General features: G+C 57.9%; 20 protein-coding genes and 2 pseudogenes. 10 read left to right on the top strand and 12 right to left on the bottom strand.

Annotated elements, in window-relative coordinates:
- Positions 1-350: 350 nt before the first annotated feature.
- Positions 351-812 carry an AI-2E family transporter gene (locus AC1RT6_RS06375; RefSeq protein WP_472791365.1) on the top strand — a complete coding sequence of 154 codons (462 nt, stop codon included), beginning with the start codon at positions 351-353 and terminating at the stop codon, positions 810-812.
- Positions 809-1,408, top strand: coding sequence for an AI-2E family transporter (locus AC1RT6_RS06370; protein WP_472791366.1), 600 nt, complete (start codon positions 809-811; stop codon positions 1,406-1,408). The genes AC1RT6_RS06375 and AC1RT6_RS06370 overlap by 4 nt, the downstream gene beginning before the upstream one ends.
- A gap of 306 nt (positions 1,409-1,714) precedes the next feature.
- Here the strand turns inward: AC1RT6_RS06370 and AC1RT6_RS06365 are convergent, their stop codons facing one another.
- From AC1RT6_RS06365 to AC1RT6_RS06335, 7 genes are all read right to left on the bottom strand, one after another.
- A complete protein-coding gene (locus AC1RT6_RS06365; RefSeq protein WP_472791367.1) occupies positions 1,715-2,455 on the bottom strand; it encodes a DUF4336 domain-containing protein in 741 nt (246 codons plus the stop codon).
- A gap of 127 nt (positions 2,456-2,582) precedes the next feature.
- Complete coding sequence (gene tnpC / locus AC1RT6_RS06360; RefSeq protein ID WP_472791368.1) at positions 2,583-4,124, bottom strand: IS66 family transposase; 1,542 nt, start codon at positions 4,122-4,124, stop codon at positions 2,583-2,585.
- Positions 4,125-4,195: 71 nt separating this feature from the next.
- The gene (tnpB, locus tag AC1RT6_RS06355; protein WP_009798194.1) at positions 4,196-4,555 is read right to left on the bottom strand and encodes an IS66 family insertion sequence element accessory protein TnpB; all 360 of its coding nucleotides are present in this window, start codon (positions 4,553-4,555) and stop codon (positions 4,196-4,198) included.
- Positions 4,552-5,073, bottom strand: coding sequence for an IS66 family insertion sequence element accessory protein TnpA (gene tnpA / locus AC1RT6_RS06350; protein ID WP_079448504.1), 522 nt, complete (start codon positions 5,071-5,073; stop codon positions 4,552-4,554). Before tnpA ends, tnpB begins: the two co-directional genes overlap by 4 nt.
- 171 nt (positions 5,074-5,244) lie before the next feature.
- A complete protein-coding gene (locus AC1RT6_RS06345) occupies positions 5,245-5,997 on the bottom strand; it encodes a DUF3732 domain-containing protein (RefSeq protein WP_244553557.1) in 753 nt (250 codons plus the stop codon).
- A 297-nt stretch (positions 5,998-6,294) separates the two neighbouring features.
- A complete protein-coding gene (locus tag AC1RT6_RS06340) occupies positions 6,295-6,690 on the bottom strand; it encodes an ArsR/SmtB family transcription factor (protein WP_079447973.1) in 396 nt (131 codons plus the stop codon).
- Complete coding sequence (locus AC1RT6_RS06335) at positions 6,687-7,319, bottom strand: peroxiredoxin (RefSeq protein ID WP_079447972.1); 633 nt, start codon at positions 7,317-7,319, stop codon at positions 6,687-6,689. The genes AC1RT6_RS06340 and AC1RT6_RS06335 overlap by 4 nt, the downstream gene beginning before the upstream one ends.
- A 384-nt stretch (positions 7,320-7,703) precedes the next feature.
- Between AC1RT6_RS06335 and AC1RT6_RS06330 the strand changes: the two genes are divergently transcribed.
- The 3 genes from AC1RT6_RS06330 to AC1RT6_RS06320 are packed head-to-tail and all read left to right on the top strand — an operon-like array spanning position 7,704 to position 11,093.
- Positions 7,704-8,591 carry an MBL fold metallo-hydrolase gene (locus tag AC1RT6_RS06330; protein WP_472791369.1) on the top strand — a complete coding sequence of 296 codons (888 nt, stop codon included), beginning with the start codon at positions 7,704-7,706 and terminating at the stop codon, positions 8,589-8,591.
- A gap of 43 nt (positions 8,592-8,634) precedes the next feature.
- Complete coding sequence (locus AC1RT6_RS06325) at positions 8,635-10,299, top strand: bifunctional protein tyrosine phosphatase family protein/NAD(P)/FAD-dependent oxidoreductase (protein ID WP_079447969.1); 1,665 nt, start codon at positions 8,635-8,637, stop codon at positions 10,297-10,299.
- A 14-nt stretch (positions 10,300-10,313) separates the two neighbouring features.
- Complete coding sequence (locus AC1RT6_RS06320; RefSeq protein ID WP_079447968.1) at positions 10,314-11,093, top strand: sulfite exporter TauE/SafE family protein; 780 nt, start codon at positions 10,314-10,316, stop codon at positions 11,091-11,093.
- Between the two features lie 364 nt (positions 11,094-11,457).
- On the opposite strand, the gene AC1RT6_RS06315 is transcribed toward AC1RT6_RS06320, so the two are convergent.
- Positions 11,458-11,649 (bottom strand): LOG family protein, encoded by a 192-nt coding sequence (locus AC1RT6_RS06315; RefSeq protein WP_420799320.1) that lies wholly within the window; start codon positions 11,647-11,649, stop codon positions 11,458-11,460.
- Positions 11,650-12,013: 364 nt separating this feature from the next.
- On the opposite strand from AC1RT6_RS06315, the gene AC1RT6_RS06310 reads away from it, so the two are divergent.
- Positions 12,014-12,376: a PRC-barrel domain-containing protein gene (locus tag AC1RT6_RS06310; RefSeq protein WP_079447966.1), complete on the top strand. Its 363-nt coding sequence runs from the start codon at positions 12,014-12,016 to the stop codon at positions 12,374-12,376.
- Between the two features lie 39 nt (positions 12,377-12,415).
- Complete coding sequence (locus AC1RT6_RS06305; RefSeq protein ID WP_173816036.1) at positions 12,416-12,568, top strand: hypothetical protein; 153 nt, start codon at positions 12,416-12,418, stop codon at positions 12,566-12,568.
- A gap of 433 nt (positions 12,569-13,001) precedes the next feature.
- Here the strand turns inward: AC1RT6_RS06305 and AC1RT6_RS06300 are convergent, their stop codons facing one another.
- The 4 genes and pseudogenes from AC1RT6_RS06300 to AC1RT6_RS06285 all read right to left on the bottom strand — a co-directional run bounded on the left by AC1RT6_RS06300 (position 13,002) and on the right by AC1RT6_RS06285 (position 16,290).
- Positions 13,002-14,129 (bottom strand): YihY/virulence factor BrkB family protein, encoded by a 1,128-nt coding sequence (locus AC1RT6_RS06300; RefSeq protein WP_472791370.1) that lies wholly within the window; start codon positions 14,127-14,129, stop codon positions 13,002-13,004.
- 28 nt (positions 14,130-14,157) lie between these two features.
- Positions 14,158-14,360: pseudogene (locus AC1RT6_RS06295) on the bottom strand (DUF6496 domain-containing protein); the annotation flags it as partial.
- A 455-nt stretch (positions 14,361-14,815) separates the two neighbouring features.
- Positions 14,816-15,403, bottom strand: a complete 588-nt coding sequence (locus AC1RT6_RS06290) for a hypothetical protein (protein WP_079447964.1) — start codon at positions 15,401-15,403, stop codon at positions 14,816-14,818.
- Between the two features lie 644 nt (positions 15,404-16,047).
- On the bottom strand, positions 16,048-16,290 hold the full coding sequence (locus AC1RT6_RS06285; RefSeq protein ID WP_079447962.1) for a PilZ domain-containing protein: 243 nt from the start codon (positions 16,288-16,290) through the stop codon (positions 16,048-16,050).
- A gap of 243 nt (positions 16,291-16,533) precedes the next feature.
- On the opposite strand from AC1RT6_RS06285, the gene AC1RT6_RS06280 reads away from it, so the two are divergent.
- The 3 genes and pseudogenes from AC1RT6_RS06280 (at position 16,534) to AC1RT6_RS06270 (ending at position 18,590) form a co-directional block, all read left to right on the top strand.
- Positions 16,534-16,908, top strand: a complete 375-nt coding sequence (locus AC1RT6_RS06280) for a hypothetical protein (protein WP_079447961.1) — start codon at positions 16,534-16,536, stop codon at positions 16,906-16,908.
- Positions 16,909-17,020: 112 nt separating this feature from the next.
- Positions 17,021-17,535 (top strand): annotated as a pseudogene (locus AC1RT6_RS06275) (CAP domain-containing protein).
- Positions 17,536-17,798: 263 nt separating this feature from the next.
- The gene (locus tag AC1RT6_RS06270; protein ID WP_079447959.1) at positions 17,799-18,590 is read left to right on the top strand and encodes an OBAP family protein; all 792 of its coding nucleotides are present in this window, start codon (positions 17,799-17,801) and stop codon (positions 18,588-18,590) included.
- Positions 18,591-18,748 lie beyond the last annotated feature (158 nt).

Genomic DNA, 18,748 nt, shown 5'->3' with positions numbered 1-18,748 from the left:
TCATAAAGCTCAGTCACAGTGAAGCGCATGGGGTAAAGAGCTGAGGAACAGCGGGGCGGCGAGGTGACGCCAGCCCCTACAGTTTAACTGAGGAGTTGGCTTGCCCTAATCGCCAGGCGGACGCTCGAATGCGGCTTGAGTATCCCACCGGTATCAGTCGGAGTCGTATCCCAATCCATCGCCGATCGAGAGATTAGCGTTGAAATCGAATTTGCGCTTTCTGGCCTCCCAACCTTAACCCGTAACGTCCATTGTCTTGCCATAACCGTGGGCCGAGGAAAGTGTGCAGGCCGTGCTTGCTCCTTGATCGGTCCTACAACGCAATTGGAACGCGAGAAAACGAGCCATCTGTGCGCAGGATTGAACATCAAGGTTTTCTGTTGCTGCTTGTAGCCGTCACGCTGGCTTTCGCTTGGGTTCTTCAGCCGTTCTATGGCGCTGTGCTCTGGGCGATCGTCATGGCGGTGATTTTTGCGCCGACTTATCGCAGGCTGCTCACATTGGTGCCCGACCGGCCAAGCATTGCTGCCGCGGGCACCGTTCTGATCATTATTGCGATCGTCATTCTGCCGCTTGCAGTGATCACGACCTCCCTGGTTCAGGAAGCATCGATCGTGTTCGCGAAGTACCAGTCCGGTGAGTACAGTTTCGCCAACTACTCGCAGCGGATGCTCGAGGTCCTGCCTGCCTGGGCAACGGGGCTAATCGAGCGGTTCAACCTGACAGATTTTTCTGCCCTGCGCGAGCGGTTCGCGGCTGGCCTGATGAAGGGGGGCAAGTTCTCGCCCCGCAGGCGCTTAGCATCGGGGTGAACACGTTCGACTTCATGGTCGGTCTCGGCATCATGCTCTATCTTTTGTTCTTCCTATTGCGGGACGGCAGAGCACTAGTTGAACAGATCAAGAAGGCCATTCCACTCCATAGCGACCAAAAGGCGGCGCTGTTTACGAGATTCGGTGACGTCGTTCGCGCCACCGTAAAAGGTGGGATTGTGGTCGCCATCGTCCAAGGTGCGCTTGGCGGCATTGCGTTCTGGTTCCTGGGATTCCACGCGGCACTGCTATGGGCCGTGGTGATGGCGTTTCTGTCGCTGATACCTGCGGTCGGCGCCACATTGGTCTGGCTTCCGGTTGCGATCTACTTACTGATGATCGGCGCCGTATGGCAGGGTATCGGACTAAGCCTGTACGGCGTGCTGGTGATCGGATTGGTGGACAATCTGCTCCGTCCGTTTCTGGTCGGCAAGGGCACCAAACTGCCAGACTATGTGGTGCTGATCTCCACGCTCGGCGGCATCGAAGTCTTCGGCCTGAATGGTTTCGTCATCGGTCCGCTGATCGCGGCAATGTTCATGGTGAGCTGGGAAATATTTGCGGCATCCCGAGGAGCGGTGCAGGACGGCGCCTAGCGACGGCGCGGTGAAGTATCTTGGCGCGTGTTCTCTCCAGATGAACAATCCCTCCGAGCCACCGTGGCATTTGGTATCGCGATCAGCATGCGTCGCTCGACCGAATTCTGTTATTCGCGAGCGCTCAATCCGCGCTCAAGTATCAGGACTGTTTCGACGGAAGCGACGCCCTCTTCTGCTTCCCGCGGAAGAGGGATTCCAATTCCAGCCGCGGCGACGGCAGGAGGGTTATTATGCCGCTCATTTGATTATCCCCTGAGCGTAGGTGACTGTCCTAAGGACAGCTACTCGAGCTGAGCCGTCGTGTCAGTCTGTAAGCCAGCGCAGCGCGCGCTGGAGTTGCGTTGCTCCATCGCGGTCGAACCAACGTCCATGGGCGAAGATGACGCGCTCCGGCGCCCAGCCCACCAGCTTTCGGGCAGCAGCTGCGGCTATGTCTCTTTTTCTGTTGATTGCGAACCGAAGATGCACGGGAGCTTTCCCGTCCGGGGACATGGCACCGGCGAAGCGCACCAATGGCCGAACAAGAGGACTGATCTTATCGGGCTCGAAATTCTGGATGAGATCGGTCAGCACGAGCGTGGACGTTGAGCGATGGAAAAAGGCCACCTCGTTGAAGCCGAAGCCACCGGGTACGACCTCCAGCTCGATATCGAGCGCCCAGGCTTCTGGGGCATAGCATCCCAGATCGTGATCGAGAGGGACCCCGGACTTCTTCACCTGCGAACGTTGCCGCAGGCCTGGCGCCGCCCAGGTCACAACACCGGGATAGCGAGCCTGCCAATCTTTCAGGAAGGACCAGTGCGCTACGTTTGGCGCAACAAGATGTCGGATCGTGCCAATCCGGTGGAGCTCCGAGTCGAGCCCTTCGTCATAGCGTGTAGGAGAATGCAGCCAGAGGTCACCATTCTTCAAGCGAACCACAGTCATCCGAACGGGAATGGCGAGTCCGATTGCGTGGAGTGGGCCGCTGTCAACGATCCAGATATCAGGTGCAACCGGCTTCAGGACGTCGAGCGGAGGGTAGACCGTTATTGATGCTGACATATAGGCCCCGATTAGACCATTCTGGCCGATTCTTGGGCACCGGTAACTTCAACCAAACCGGCGTCGCGAGCATGCGTTCTTCCTGTCTGCTTGTCTTGTGGTAAGCGTCTATTTCTGACACGTCATCTTAGTTGAGGATAGTTGTCGGGCGCCAGTTCCATGGCAAGAGCTGATCGAGCTGGCTCAGGGGATGGCCGGCCGACATGCGTTCAAGGATGTCCTTGAGATAGGTGAAGGGCTCGACGTCATTTAGCTTTGCCGTGGTGATGAGGGAGCAGACTGTGGCCCAGCGCTGAGCCCCGCCATCTGAGCCGGCGAACAGGTGGTTCTTTCGTCCGAGCGTGATGGGGCGAATGGCGCGTTCGACGGTGTTGGTGTCGAGCTCGATGCGGCCGTCATTGAGGAAGCAGCAAAGAGCATCCCAGCGGCTTAGGGCATAGCGAGTGGCATCGGCGAGCCCGCCGCGCGGCGGGATTTGGGCGAGTTGCATTTCAAGCCATGCTTTCATCGCCGTGACCAGAGGCAACGACTTTGATCGACGCATGCTTTGCCGTGCTTCCGCGGTCTGGCCGCGGATGGCGGCCTCGATCACGTAAAGCTCGGCGATGCGTCGCAGCGCTTCGGTCGCGACAGGCGAGGCGGTCGCCTGCTGCACCTCGTAGAACTTCCGCCTGGCGTGAGCCCAACAAGCTGCGAGCTGGATGGTGCCGCCGTCGCGAAGCCGATCGAACCCGGGATAACCGTCGACCTGAACGATGCCGCTGAAGTTGGCCAGATGAGCAGCGGGACGCTCAGCCTTGCGATCCGGACTGTAGAGATAGACCGCGGCTGGCGGATCCGGTCCGTTCCAAGGCCGGTCATCGCGGGCGTACACCCACAACCGGCCAGTTTTGGTGCGGCCGCGGCCGGGATCGAGTACCGGGATCGGCGTGTCGTCGGCGAACAGTTTCTGCGATGCAAAGATGTGTTCAGCGAGCTTGGATTGAAGGGGCTCCAGCCACCAGCAGGCGCCGCCGATCCAGTTCGCCAAGGTCGAGCGGTCCAACGTGACGCCCTGCCGGGCGAAGATCTGGCTCTGCCTGTAGAGCGGCAGGTGATCGCAGTATTTGGAGACCAGAACATGGGCGAGCAGAGCCGGGGAGGCCAGCCCCTTGGCGATCGGCCGCTCTGGTGCTGGCGCTTGATGGATAGTCCCGCAGGCCCGACAGCCATAGCGCGGCCGGCAGATTCGGATGACCCGCAGCCGCGCCGGCACATGGTCGAGCATCTCGCTCGTCGTTTCGCCGATCAAGTGCAGTATGCCGTCGCAACAAGGGCAGGTTTGATGCTCAACATCGAGCCTGACATCCTCGCGGGGCAAGTGTACCGGCAGGCTCGGGCGCTCGCTTTGGGTCCTCGGGGGACGGCTCTCGGCTGGCGGAGGCGGAAGGCTAGCTTCGACGCGCGCAAGATCGGCGTTGAGGTCTTCGAAGCCGAGTTGCAACTGCTCGTCATCCAGCCGCTCAGCCCGGCGGCCGTACTGGTTGCGCTGCAACTTCTTGATGATGAGATTGAGCCGTTCGATCTCAACCTTCGCCTCGCTGAGGCTGACGCGCTCGGCTACAAGCGAGCGCACCAGCTTTTGCAGCGTCTCCACGTCGTCGGGCAGTGCGGCGAGATCGACGTTCATACGAGAAGAATCTAACTGACTCGCACCGTTCTCGCCGCATTTCTTGCATCATCGAGTCAATCGGTCGCAGATCATCCGGCAATCGCCGGACGCCAGCGTTGCTCGGGCGCGCGCCAATCGACACCTTCGATCAGCAGCGATAGCTGTGCCGAGGTCAACGACAGCGTTTCGCCAGGCGCAATGCTCGGTGGCCACAGAAAGACGCCGTGCTCGAGCCGTTTTGTGAACAGGCAGAAGCCGGTGCCATCCCAGTAGATGATCTTGATAAGGTTGGCCCTGGTGCGACCTCGGAAGACAAACAGATGTCCGGTAAATGGATCCTGGTGCAGGACGCCTTGCACCAGCATCGCGAGACCGTCGATGCCTTTGCGCATATCGATGTAGCCCAGAGCTAGGTGCACCTTTACGTTTGGAGGAAGCAAGGCCGTCATGGCATGGCCCTCTCGGCCGCAGGTGTCGCTCCGTCGGCGATCTGCACAGTGACGAAGCCCAGCTCTTTCGCTGCGGCAACGTCCTGCTTCCATCGGCGCAGAACGCGCGGAGCGATGCCGTAGCGGCGCGAGATCTCGCTGCCGCTCGCACCGGACCGTATCATCTCTTCAAGAATCCAACGCTTGTCGGCTTCGCTGAACCGTCGCCGATGCCCTTCACGTGGTCTTGGAACAATGGGCTCCGCTGCCGTCGAGGAGGGATAAGACCCCGGACTTACGAGGGGACTTAACGGCGGACTAAGGGGAGGACTTAAGGGGCGTCGTCGATACAACAGCTTCCGCTTGGGCGGCTGTGGCTCCACTTTAAACAACGATCGCCAGTTGCCAAACGCCTTGAGCGGAATGCCGTGCGCTTCACAATACTGACGTTGATTCAAGTCGCTACGCGTCCATGCCTCGTGATGCGCCCGCCAAAAATCCTCGCCTTGACGCCTCCACCCTCGATGTTCGCTCGTCATGCTGTTCTCTCCATCTTCAAATTGAAGACAGGAACAGATCGGGGTCGCTAACGATCGAACAAGGGTGCGAGAAATGGACGCTTACGTCGAAGCCACATTCGCTCACTGCTTTAAGTTTTCCGTTCCCTGTTCTTCGAACCATTTTCCCTGATAAGCTTTGCAGGGAATTACTCAAGAAACTCCTGCAATACAGGCACTTTTCGTATCTGATCCCAGTCTCTCAAGCACCAAATTGGCGAAATTCCCTGTAGAATTCCCTGTTAGCAGCGAATTTCGATGGAGATTTGGTTGCGCGTCACTGCGCCGCCAGCCATGCAGTCTGATATTTTCTGGAATCTCCGAAGAATTAACGAAAAGCCCGCCAATAGCTGGCTTTTGTGCATTCAGCTTTCGCCTCCGCGCGCCCATTTCATGGTCATAGGCAATTGAAATGCCGCAAGTCTCCGGCTGACGCTCCGCTGGCGGTTTCGTCCATGGGTCTTCGACAAGAGCATCCTGGAACCATTTATCCCGGAGATTGGCGTGCTCTGTGACGATAAGCTGAAAGCCTGGCACATCCTTGGTCGTGAACCGCGCAAGAATTTCAAACAGTCTCCTGACGGCGTCCAAGTTTGCGTCCTGTTGCTCTTCTGTCTGTTCAATGGAGCCGCTCGCAGCCCGATAAGCGCTCTCCGATAGGAAGTAGACCTGAGTCGGTTGATCAATCACCATGAACCTTGGGATTGGCTGCTTGTAGTTTGCTGCGAAGCGGTGAAGGGAATGCAGTGCAGCCAATTGATACGCCAGATGGCTGGCTCCTCCCCCGGATTTGTTCATGTAAACAGGTCTGCCCGGACGATCGATCACCACGGTTAGATTATGAAGGTCAAGCCTCGCCGGGAATTCATTAAACTCGCCGTTGAGGCCTTTAATGTATCCCGACATGTGCATGGCGATGTTGCTGAGGTAGCCACCAGCCTAGACTCAGAGTCATCGGCACCCAAACGGCCTTCAATGTCTTCGATGACCGCCTTCAGCCGGCGATCCTCGCTTAGCAGGCGTTCCAGCTCTTCGTCAGTGGCGAGGTTTTCCAGGAAAAGGCTGATGCGGCCAACGACGCGAGCGGCCGCGTTGTTTCGATTGCCCATCTGAGCGATCATTTCGTTGCGGCATCATTCCCTCCATATATTGCCACGGACAGCGCATCGGTCGTCATGCCTTGGCGCGTCGAAAGCCGTACAATCAACGAAGTCGCGCGAAATTCGCCGCGCCGCGCACGACGCCTTCACCCTCTAGATGGAGGTCGCGCCTCACCACGTTCAACAAGGCCTGTTCCGGATCTCCGGCGTTGAAGACGGCCTCGATGCTGCGAACGCAAAGCGCCACTGATTCATGAGCCAGGCTGTAATAGATCTGTTTCGCCTGGCGCCGCGTCGTGACGAGTTCGGCCTTACGGAGTTCCGCGAGCTGTTGGCTGAGCGCAGGCTGTCCGATCCTGGTCGCCGCATCGATTTCCGTGACCGACTTCTCGCCTTCCCGCAATAGCGATAGGATCATCAGGCGCTGAGGTTGAGCGAACTTGCGCAATTTGTCAGCCGCAGAATCTGCTTGCTCGCGCGATTGCCATAACGCCGTCATGCCGCGCTCCGGCAGAACCAATTAGTATCTTTTTGCGTTTTTTCATCGGCAGGCAGGAGTAGCGGTTCTCCGATCTGCCAGTTGGCCGGCGCCAACTTCTGGCCCGACACGGTTGCCTGCAGCGCCGCCACCATCCGCACCATCTCGTCGATTGAGCGGCCGATTGTAAGCGGATAGTGGGTAATCGCGCGAATGACGCCTTCGGGATCTATGAAATAGGTTGCCCGCACGCTCGCGCTGTTCTCGGAAGTTTCGTCAATCATGCCGTAGGCACGACCTACCATCATCGACGGGTCCTCGATCACTGGAAATGGAATCTCCACCGCGAACAGTTCTGCGATCGTCCGGGTCCAGGCGAGGTGCGAATAGAGGCTATCGACCGAAAGACCCAACAGTGCGCAGTCCAGCGCGGCGAAGCGGTCTTGCGCTTTGGCAAGCGCGACAAATTCCGTCGTGCATACGGGCGTAAAATCTGCCGGGTGCGAGAAGAACACGAGCCATCGGCCCCTGTAATCCGAAAGCCGGATCGGACCCTTCGTGGATCGAGCTTCGAAGTCGGGAGCGGTGTCTCCCATCCGCAGCGGAGAAGGAGTGGGGCGGGGCGTCAAGTCGTTCATCAAGAGGGCCATCTTGGAATCACCTGCAGGTTCCTGTCGCTCGACGATTCGGTCGCTACATAACAATTACATAATTTTATAGTTATGAAAATCGTATATCACGACGCCGCCGTCGTAAGAAATAATGCCATACTCCTCAAGTTTGACTGCTTGACTCATATCAATTTCACGATTACATATAATGATATGTGATATTATGTAATTGATGAGCGATGGATGATGGTTGTTGTCGCTTTCGGGCGGCTTGGACCTTGGTCCTTGGCACGAGAGGACCGGCGGGCTGGCGGAGACACCCATCTCTCCTGCTCCCATCTTGAGCCTCGCAACCCGCAATCAGCTCCGCTTGGCCGTTGAGGATGAGGACTGTCCACACCTGCCGAACCCAGGGAGTTCGCAATGAGCTATCCGATCGACATCGCGGTTAAGCCCGAGGTTACTCCGTTCTTCGACCCCGAGACCAACACCATCAGCTATGTCGTCAAGGATCCGTCCTCGTCGTCTTGCGCAGTCATCGATTCCGTCATGGACATCGACTACGCGGCTGGTCGTATCAGTTACAAATCGGCGGATCTGATCATCGCTTATGTCCGTCGTAACGGGTTGCAAGTCGATTGGCTCATCGAAACCCACGCACACGCCGATCATCTTTCGGCCGCGCCATACATCCAGCAACAGCTTGGCGGCAAGCTCGGAATAGGCGAGCACATTGTGACCGTGCAGGAGACCTTCGGAGAAGTTTTCAACGAAGGCACGGAGTTCAAGCGCGATGGCAGTCAGTTCGACCGGCTGTTCAAGGATGGCGATACCTATTCGATCGGCAATATCACCGCGTTTGTCATGCATACGCCGGGACATACACCGGCTTGCACGACCCACGTGATCGGAGACGCCGCCTTCACCGGCGACACGTTGTTTATGCCTGACGCAGGTACGGCGCGGGCAGATTTTCCGGGAGGCGACGCCCGCACATTTTATCGCTCGGTCCGGAAGCTCCTGGAGACATTGCCGCCGGAAACGCGGTTATTTCTATGCCACGATTATGGACCCGACGGTCGCGAGATTCGATGGGAAACGACTGTCCGCGAAGAGCGCATGCACAACATTCATGTTCGCGATGGCGTGAGCGAAAATTCCTTCGTGAAAATGCGCGAAGCCCGCGACAAGACCCTTTCGATGCCGCGTCTCATTTTGCCGTCGCTTCAGGTCAATACACGCGCGGGACACCTGCCTGAACCGGATAAAAGCGGGAAGACATTTCTGAAAGTGCCGATCAACACGCTCTAAGAGCCGAGCGACAAGTCGAATTATCAGCGGGAGGGAGAAACGTATGGACGTGAAGAAATTATCCGACGAACTGAGCGTGTCGGCGCAAATTATGCCGCAGGATATGGTCGCGCTGAAGCAGGCCGGTTTCCGTTCGATCATCTGCAATCGGCCGGACGGTGAGGCTGCCGATCAGCCATCGGCTCGGGAACTGGAATCGGCGGCATCCGCCCGTGGACTCGAGTTCGTCCATCTGCCCGTTGTTCCTGGAAAGATGTCCGATGACGACGCCGTGCAATTCGGGCAGTTGTTGAAGAACCTGCCGAAGCCGGCCCTGGCATTCTGCCGTACCGGAACACGGTCCATTTCGCTTTGGTGTTTGGCGAATGCATCCACGCAACCCCTTCCGGCGCTGCTCGGCGCCGCCAAGGCAGCCGGCTACGATATGTCCGGAATCGTGCGGAGGATCGCTAACGGTGGCAGGACCCCGGTACAGCTGGCAGACGCGAGCTACGATGTCGTCATTGTCGGCGGCGGCGCCGCTGGCATCGCCTGCGCATCTAGCCTGCTGGCGCGCGCACCCAACCTCGGTGTTGCAGTCATCGATCCTGCCGATATTCATTATTATCAGCCCGGATGGACCATGGTCGGCGCCGGCGTCTTCGACGCCGCGTCAACCGTCCATACGATGGCGGCGGTAGTGCCCGCTGGCGTCACCTGGATCAAGGCTGCCGTCACCGCGTTCGAGCCGGCGGAGAACGCTGTCATTCTGGAAGGATGTCGCGTCGTAAAATATAGCCGTCTCGTCGTCTGTCCCGGTCTGAAGCTCGATTGGGCCAAGATCGACGGGCTGACCAAAACGCTCGGTCGCAATGGAGTGACCTCCAACTATCGCTTCGACCTTGCGCCTTATACTTGGGAGCTTGTTCGTTCACTGAAATCGGGAAATGCGATCTTCACGCAGCCGTCGATGCCAATCAAGTGCGCTGGCGCACCGCAGAAGGCGATGTATCTGTCGGCGGATCATTGGTATCGTCAGGGCCGCCTCCGTGACATCGATGTCGGATTCTATAATGCGGGTGGCGTGCTGTTCGGCGTCGCCGATTACGTGCCTGCCTTGATGGAATATGTAAAGAAGTACGATGCGAAGCTGAAGTTCCAGCACAATCTCGTCGCCGTCGATGGGCCGGGAAAGAAAGCGTACTTCACCAAGACCTCCGCCGATGGTTCGACGGAGACCGTCGAAGCGCAATTCGATATGATCCACGTGACACCGCCTCAGTGTGCGCCAGACTTCATCCGTGTAAGTCCACTGGCGGACACAGCCGGATGGGTCGATGTGGATCAGGGAACCCTTCGTCACAAGACATACGCCAATATCTGGTCTCTGGGCGACGTATGCTCAGCTCCGAATGCAAAGACTGCTGCGGCGGCCCGCAAGCAAGCCCCGATCGTTGCCGAGAATATCTGCGTTGATTTGGGTCTTCGAACAAAGCAGGCAGTGTATGATGGTTATGGATCGTGTCCGTTAACCGTCGAGCGCGGCAAAATTGTCCTGGCCGAATTCGGTTATGGTGGAAAGCTTTTGCCGAGCTTCCCCACCTTCATCCTGGACGGCAGGAAGCCGACCCGGGCAGCCTGGTGGCTGAAGGAGAGAATCCTGCCGCCGATCTATTGGCATGCGATGCTCAAGGGTAAGGAGTGGATGGCCGCTCCAGATGTGCGCTGAGGGCGAGCGCGCCCATGGTCCATGACATACTCGCGGTCGGAGCCGGGACTCTGGTGGGGATCGTTCTCGGGCTGATCGGCGGAGGAGGTTCTATCCTCGCCGTCCCACTTCTCGTCTATGTGGTAGGCGTACAATCAACACACGTGGCCATCGGGACTAGTGCGGTGGCTGTTGCACTGAGTGCGCTATCGAGCCTGGTCGTCCATGCCCGCGCCGGCAATGTGCGTTGGCCTTGTGCGCTGGTGTTTGCAGCTTGCGGGATGGTCGGCGCAGGTCTGGGTTCGACGATCGGCAAGTCGTTCGACGGTCAATGGCTGCTCTTCCTGTTCGGGCTGCTCATGATCGTCATCGCACTCCTCATGCTTAGAGAGCCGCAAGGCCAGATCAAGAAGTTCGTTCCATTGACGAAGGCTAGCATGACGGCAGTTGCTCCGCGTCTGGCAGTTTTCGGAAGTGGGACAGGGCTGCTTGCAGGATTCTTCGGCATCGGCGGCGGCTTTCTCGTCGTTCCGGGCCTCGTTGCGGGGGCCCGACTACCCTTGCTGGCGGCAATCGGATCATCCCTGGTATCGGTTTTCGCCTTCGGACTTACGACGGCCGCAAACTATGCTCTATCCGGATTAATCGACTGGCGGTTGGTCGTCATGTTTGTGCTGGGTGGCATCGCCGGCAGTTTTTTTGGTGGCCGGATTGCCGCGCGGTTGGCGAAGCAGAAGCGAGCCTTGTCTATTGTGTTCGCCGTGATAGTTGCGGGCGTCGGTGTCTACGTCGTCGTCCGCGGTTTCGTCGGCTGAAGACTTGATCAAGATGTGGTAATTTAATCTTGCCCAGTTGGGACTGAGACGGTCAGTGTCTCCTCTGAGGCCGACCGATGAAATATCACCGCACTTATGAGACATCCGCTGGCGGTTCTACAACGCACGCCAGCTCGCATAGTCGCCCCACCGATCATTACAGGGCGGTACCAAATGATACGCGCTCGAGCAATTCCGAGTCGATCTAACCAGCGGCATCAACATCGTCACCGTGCGCGCGCAAGCTGCGCCAAACCAGAGAAGCCCAACCGTCTTCAGCGGTTTCCGCAAACTCAATTGGGGTATGAGACGCTTTTTCGTGTCTGTTGCGGGGTCAGCAACTCGAACAATTCGTCCATCGTGCCTAATCGCCGGGAAAGATTGCGAGCGCGTTAGCGCGAATCGCCAGATGCATTTTGCGCATGGCAAAGTAGTGGAAGCGGAAGCTCAATTTCGGCGTAATATAGGGGTTGGGCGCCTGCTCATGCGGCTTCGTTATGTTGAAGCCGATGCTCGACGCGCCGATGTCAGCCGCGCCACGGTTCGCAGCTTCCATGATACCGGAATGGCTCAGTAGCATTCAGCCGCACGCAGTTGGCATTTTCCCCAGCAACCAACTCGTCCCGTCGGCGTTATTCCATGCAAGCGCTTTCATGGCCGTATCAACCGGCATGGGCGTAATTGAGGCTGGAGCGAGGCCATGCAGCGACCGATGTTCGCGATTGAAACAGATCCGGTTGAAGGACTGAGCATTGTGGTCACGCGACCCGATGGAACGCGAGTCGTCATCCGTGGCGGCCAATCCAGCAGCACACTTTCGGAGATTCATCCACGTTGCTCGCAACGCGCGAGCTTCATGGACCGCAACGCGCCGCTAGCGCCCTAAAGCGCCGCTAGCGCCCTAAAGCAAGGAGAATCTGATGTCTATCGAAGCACGAGCCGGCAACCTTACCAAAAGCGACAAGGAGTCGGGCAAAGCCGTCTACGGCGCCGACAAGAAGAAGATCGGGTCGATCGACCACGTGATGCTCAACAAGAGCACCGGAGAAATTGCTTACGCGGTGCTGAGCTTCGGCGGATTTCTCGGCTTCGGCACGGATCAGTTTCCAGTGCCGTGGAAGGTGCTGCGATACGATTCGAATCTCGACGGCTACCATTCCGACATCAGCGAAAACCGGCTGAAGGGCGCGCCAAAGAACGGTACCGATACCATCTTTGACTGGGACGCCCGCTACGCGGAGCTGGACGATTATTACAACGATGAAGTCATCCGGCCCGGATAATCGTCCGTAAACTGATATCGAGCTCAAAGGAGAAAAATGATGGCTAGAATGGAAGACGGACACATCGTCGAGACCGCAACGGAAGCGCGTGGCGCGGAGCGCGGGCCGACGGTACGCAACGTGCTTGTTGCAGGGACCGGTTTGGTCGTGGCGGCGTTCATCATCGTCTACATCTCATACTTCGCAGCCTGAGCCGTACAGACGGCTTGTGGCCAGCTAGCGCGGCCCTGCGTCCATCCCGCAGGGCCGCGCGTCCTTCGAAAGCCCTTCCTCCGAAATCATTATGAGAAGGCCGACACCCGACGCAGATCGTGCCGTGCGTTCGATAAAGCGCGGTATGCAACCGCCGTACGTGGAGGGTCCCCAATGCAATGACATTGAGCAGATACGAGCTACGTATTCGAGCGAAGTTGTTCGCGTGATAAAACGAAGCATCTGAATTAGAACCTAGAGTCATGCCGTTGCCGACATGGTGAGAGGCGCATGCCACGAGTGTTCACGCTGGTTTCTTCGTCCTCCGAAAGACTGGCCGGTCGTATGGCAGTTGGCATCAACAAGCCCGGGCGGAACGAGACGTTCCCACGGGTGACGTCCATTTCAAAGATCGCAGAACGCCATTGACTTATCAGCGTGCTTGCGGAGCGCCTAAGGTGTCCGCCATTCGTGCGCCACGCATCCCCATCGGTTTCGGTTTGCCGGTCGTGGTATCAAACGCCGTTTGATGCTCCATTTCCGCGTCCAATTCCGCGCCCAGTAAGATGAGGATCGCCGAGATCCAAAGCCAAGTCATGAACCCGACCGCTGCGCCGAGCGAGCCGTAGGTTTCATTGAACTTGCCGAAATTCGCGGCATACCATGAGAACAGGGCCGAAGCGGCAAGCCAGGCCAGCGTAGCGATGGTGCTGCCCCAACTGATCCATTTCCAACGCGGCGTTTGCCGGCTGGGGCCAAATCGATACATGCACGCCAGCGCGAGCGCCAAGCCAACAAACATGGCCGGCCATCTCATGATACGAACGAGGAAATCGGCGGCATCCGAAAGCCAAAGATAGTTCAGGATAATCGGGATAACCACAACGCCGCCCAGCGCAGCAAGGATGAATGCGATGCCTGCGATCGTGAACGTCAGCGATATCGCATTAAGCTTGATGTAGCCGCGCTTTTCCTGCTCGCCATAGATGATGTTCAACGTATCGAACATTGATTTCATCGCGGCGTTCGCGCCCCACAGGGAAACGGAAAGCGCGATCATGAAGGTGAAGCCAAGACTCTGAGAACTCTTCGAATTCAGGCGAGTGAGCTGTTCACGCGCCACATCAATCGCGCCGCTCGGCACCACGCCGGACAACTCGTCGAGATGTTTCGCGATGCCGACGGGATCGGAAAACAGGCCATAGATGGCGACAAGCGCCGCGAGAGCAGGAAAGATTGCGAGAATGCTGTAATATGTCACGCCGGCGGCCAAGGACAGGATGCGGTGCTCGCCTATATTCGCATACACGCGAAGCAAAATGTCCTTCCATCCTTTGGCTGAGATTTCGGAAGGAGATCGTGCGTTGCGGCCGCGATCGTCGGTCTCGGATGCGAGAGTTGCGGGCGATGCATTCCGGCGTGATGCGCCAGGCGGTGGCTTCTTGTTGTTTTGCGTGAAAGACCGCTTCAGGACAATGATAGCCAGGATACCGAACATTGCCGCGGCGAGCCCTGCTTCGCTGTCCAGCAATTGGTTAGATCTTCGCTCTGAAACAGCCATGAGTGGCTCACTGTCACCCAGATTAGCTGGATTTTTTCTTTGGGACTTTCTGGCCTTTGTTGCGTGCTTTTGAAAGGCCGATGGCGATGGCCTGCTTGCGACTCTTCACCTTGCCACCCTTGCCGCTGGGGCCGCTTTCGCCGTACCTTTCTTGTAGCGGCGCATCTCCTTTCCAGCCTCTTTCGAGCATAAACGAGCCGAGCACCGGGTTTGGTTCCGAAACGCGAACAGTATATTGTAACCGCTTATTGTGCATGAACATGGGTCTTCTCCGTTGCTTTCGCCTACAACGAACCTGCTATTCATGAACTCGTTCCTAGTTAAAGTTTTCGACTTGAACCAGTTGCTTCGATAGTGGCATTCGCGTTACGTCCGCATCGCTCTCCCAAGGACCCCGATTGCCCCGTCACCGGGTCAGCAGCCTTTGCCATCAGGCACCGCATCGAGAGTGTTCGGCAAAGTCCCGTCGACCACCTGGCGGTGTCGAGGTCAGGCTCTTGGCTTTTATCAGTTCGGTACCGCTCTTCGCACAGCACCTCCAACGCCTTGCGGGCGTGCTCGGCTGTTTTCTTATTGCCAGCTCTTTCGATCACTTCGATCGCCCAAAGCAGATACTGCTTAGCGATCTCGGCATCGACGTCGCACTGAGTCGTGACGTTTTGTCGTCGCGTTTCTACACGCTTCCTTTAGCGTTCTGCCGCGTTCCTGTCGGCCTTCCATCCCGAGAACGCCTTGAAGGCTTCCGCCCGGTCGTGATCGCTTGGCTTGCTGTCGGGGTGCAGGGCCTTTGATATCATTGAGACTGTCTTAAAGCTCATCACGCCCTGTTTCTGGCTCTGCTGCTTGTCGAAGTGCTTACGCATGGCAGCGATCTCTTTGCGAAGTTCGTTGTTCGTCTTTTGAAGCTGAGCAATGCGAGGATCATTGGTAACTCTCTCCCTTGCCGCCTCTGTCACCTTGGATGCCGCGTCACGGCGAGTGTGCTCTGCCTGCAGACGTTCCATATCTCGGCGTAGATCGGCGATCTGTTCGGGCTCAGCCTTGCGGGAAGCAGCCAACAGTTTCCGCAGCTCGTCGTTTTCGATTTTCATCCTAAGCAACGCGGCGGTAGCCGGTGGCGCGGCCTTGGTGGCCGCTGCCAGTTGCGCGCGCAGCCGCTCGATCTCGTGCTGCGCCTTGATCAGTTCCCGAGACGATCCGTCGGCCTCCGCTGTCGTTGGACCACGCTCTTGCCGTAGCCCTCGCCATTGGCGATGGCGTTCCGCGCCGGTCATTGCTCTGTCGCCTATCGGACGTCGTGGCAAACGGCGCTCCTGTTTCGTCTCGCGTCAGTATGATGGAATGAAGCTGAGGGGCAAGGTTTTCGTTCCGCGCCAGTATGAGGCAGACTGGTAAGGTGACGGCGGCTAGGGATGGGTGGCGCGGATGTGCCGCTGGTCGGGAATTTTACGGCCCCCAGAAAATCCAGTTCCCTGCATTCATATGGGAATTCCGCATCGGACCACTGACAAGGAAAGCGGTTTCGCACAACAGGCTAGCAAACGGACTAAGCGTCCCTTGTCACGGACAACGTGGCCTCTTGCTGTTTGTGTCCACGATTTCGTGGATTTGGCGCGCTCTCTTGTCCTGGATAGGGCTCGCGCAAGCATTCAAGTCGTTCCGCACGATCTTGATCGACCTTCATCTCCAGTTGTCCTCATGCTGTTCGGGGATGTAGATGTCCCGAGGTTGGACTTGGCCTTTCGCTCGCGGCTCGCCATCGTGTCCCAGTCTTTGACATTTTCTTTAATAAATTTCGCACAGCGCGTCGATGCCGGCTGATTTGGCGAAACCGACATCTCGTTGGCGTTGCCTTCGAAAGCTGACGTTCGCCGGGCAGCTTCCCTGGTTCCAAGAGGGATCATTTCGAAGATGCAGGCTAACCGAACCTGATTCCTATCCGCCCGGCTTTGCGCCAGGCTACACGACACGGAAGCCGCAGCCGGTCGTTCGGTATGATCAGGATGAACTCGTCTGGAATTCCTACCGGGCTTTGCACATCGAGCGCTGCGCCAAACTGCGATAAATTTCGCACGGTGCAATCGATTGCGCCGCCAGCGCCGATTTGAATGCTGCCGGCCTTCAGGACCCGCTGGCGCTTTGTGCTGCGACGTTCGTCCATAGCCCGCTCGAACAATCAGAATGGATCACAAACTTCCCGCTGGCGAGGCGGCTCTGGATCGCGCGAGGGGTTGTCGAGGCGGGTAGGCTCGACGGGCCTGGCAGGTTCAGTCCGGCGTCTCGACTGCACCGAGAAACCACCCCTTATTGGTGCATAAACACACTCTATAGCAATGTAGGCGCTATTTCCCCATTGAGCCAAAGTCGAATCGGCTAGTCTTATCCCCATTGTGGAGGGTGCCTCATGGATACTGAGAAAAAGCCAGATAAAGAGGACGACGAACCCAAACAGGGTATTGGCAACGCCATCGGCAACCTGATTGCAAGCAGTACCACCCTGCTGGCGCATTCAGCCGAGGCGGTTGTGGACCGGTTTAAGAAAGAGAAGAGGGCTCCAGTGAAAGCAGTCTCGAAGGCTAGGAAGAAATCGAAGAAGTCGGCCATTCCCAAGAAGAAAGCAAAAGCTTCCAAAAAAGCCACACCGAAGAAAAGTGCCGGTAGAAAAGCCGCCAAGAAGGTAACCAAAAAGTCCACTAAGAAATCTGCTCCAAAAAAGAGCGCGAAAAAGACCGCAAAGAAGGTCGCCAAGAAATCGAAGTCAAGGAAATCCAAACGCTGACCTGGGGACGCAGTCGAAGTGTGCATGATCTCGAACACCCTAACTCCAGGAGCGGATTCGTCGAACCTCCGCACCGAGAAGCTATGGTGGTGAGCCCATGTCCTTCGGGAGAATGAAAGAGCGAGGAGTTGGCAGAGCTGCCGCAGTCTTTTTGCTAATGACTTCACCGGCAGTAGCCGGCGAGTCGCCTGCAGAACTGATCTCCGACTTCCGGCTCATGCATGGCGAAGTTGCCGTCGTGCGTGATGAAACCCTTGACCGCATTGCGCTGGAGCAAGCACGAGCGATGGCGGCAAAGAACGAACTGAGTCATGAGACGCTGGGTTCGTTACCAGCCGGGTCGCACCGGCGCGAGCGGGGCGTGCCGCCGAGAACATTGCCTATGGCCATGATGGTTTCAAGCAAACGCTCAGCCAATGGATCGGCTCTTCCGGCCACCGCAAGAACCTGCTGTTGCACAATGCGTCTCGCGTAGGGATTGCGAGTGCCAAGGACGCGAGCGGCAAGCGCACTTACTGGACCCTTGTGATCGCCGGTGATTACGAAGCGAGACCGCCCGGTAAGAAGCCAAAGGAGCATCCTATTGCTAGGAAACGTGATGCGACTCGCGCGCCGAGTACACATTAGCTGAACCCCCGCGCTGAACGATCAGGCAATGGGTCGTGCTTGACCTCGTGAAATACTCGAACGGAGATTTAAAATCGGGAAAAATTAGTGCGCCGCGATTAGGGCGTCGATATCCTCCTCGTTAAGCGGTGCAGTAGTACTGCCACGAGCACTTCGGCTCAGTGTGGATTAGGACCGACTGAGACCGGCTCCCCCAAGCCAAGGGGAACAATCACGTTCGCGGATGATTGTCGGCTCGCAAGTCAACCGCACGGATCATCGCCATGGCTTTCAGATATCCCTCGTTCAATCGCCGCGGGTTCGTCGGGCTCGCCGGATCGGCGGCGGCTTTCCTCTCATGCGCCTGCGGCCGCGCCCACGCGCAGCAGCCGGAGAAAGGCGGCGCCATTCCCGGCGGGGAGAAATCCGCCAAGAGCACGATGCTCGGCGCGGGGGCGGACCTTCTTCAGAGCCGCGGCCCCGTCAGCGCGATCAACATGTATCTCAACGGCTTTCACTTCTACGCCGACGACATGGGCCGGCAGATCGAAGCGCACCACTATTGCAGCCACGTGACCGAGGAATTCTACCAGTGCGTCATCTATGACGGGAACGAGCCCCACTCCCGGCTAATAGGCATCGAGTACATCGTCTCGGAGCGCATCTTCAAGACGCTGCCTGAGGAGGAGAAGGCGCTGTGGCACAGCCACCGCCACGAGGCGCTCGCAGGCGAGCTGCTGATGCCGGGAATACCGGCGACGGTGCAGCACATCGCCATGGCTACGCTCGTGTCCACCTACGGGAAGACGTGGCACACCTGGCAGGTAGACAAGGACTCCGCGCTTCCTACCGGCATCCCGCAACTGATGATGGGCTTCACGGCGGACGGCCAGCTCAAGCCCGAGATGATCAAGAGCCGGGACAAGGAGCTGGGCACCTACACCTCGCAAGCGAAAAAGTCCCGCGAGGATTTGGCGAGCTCCGCGCCGCAGCCCGACGCGGCGGCAGACGCATGGAAGAGCGGCACGACACCGCAGCTCGTCCTGACTAAGACGCCGATTATAAACAAGCGGTAGCCGACTGTCGGAGGTCCACCTCGCCGAGATCCAAACCGCCGAGGGCCGATCGCGCCTTTTCGTCGGAATCGACAGAGCATCCAATTTTATCTTTGGAAGGCTCAACGGTCCTCGCCGCGGCTTGCCTCTCGGCACAGGAATAGGATCGATTGGGCAGG

The organism is Nitrobacter sp. MLSD-S21 (assembly GCF_058809865.1).
The sequence above is the reverse complement of the archived record's forward strand: the minus strand, read 5'-3'. Positions and strand labels throughout refer to the sequence as shown.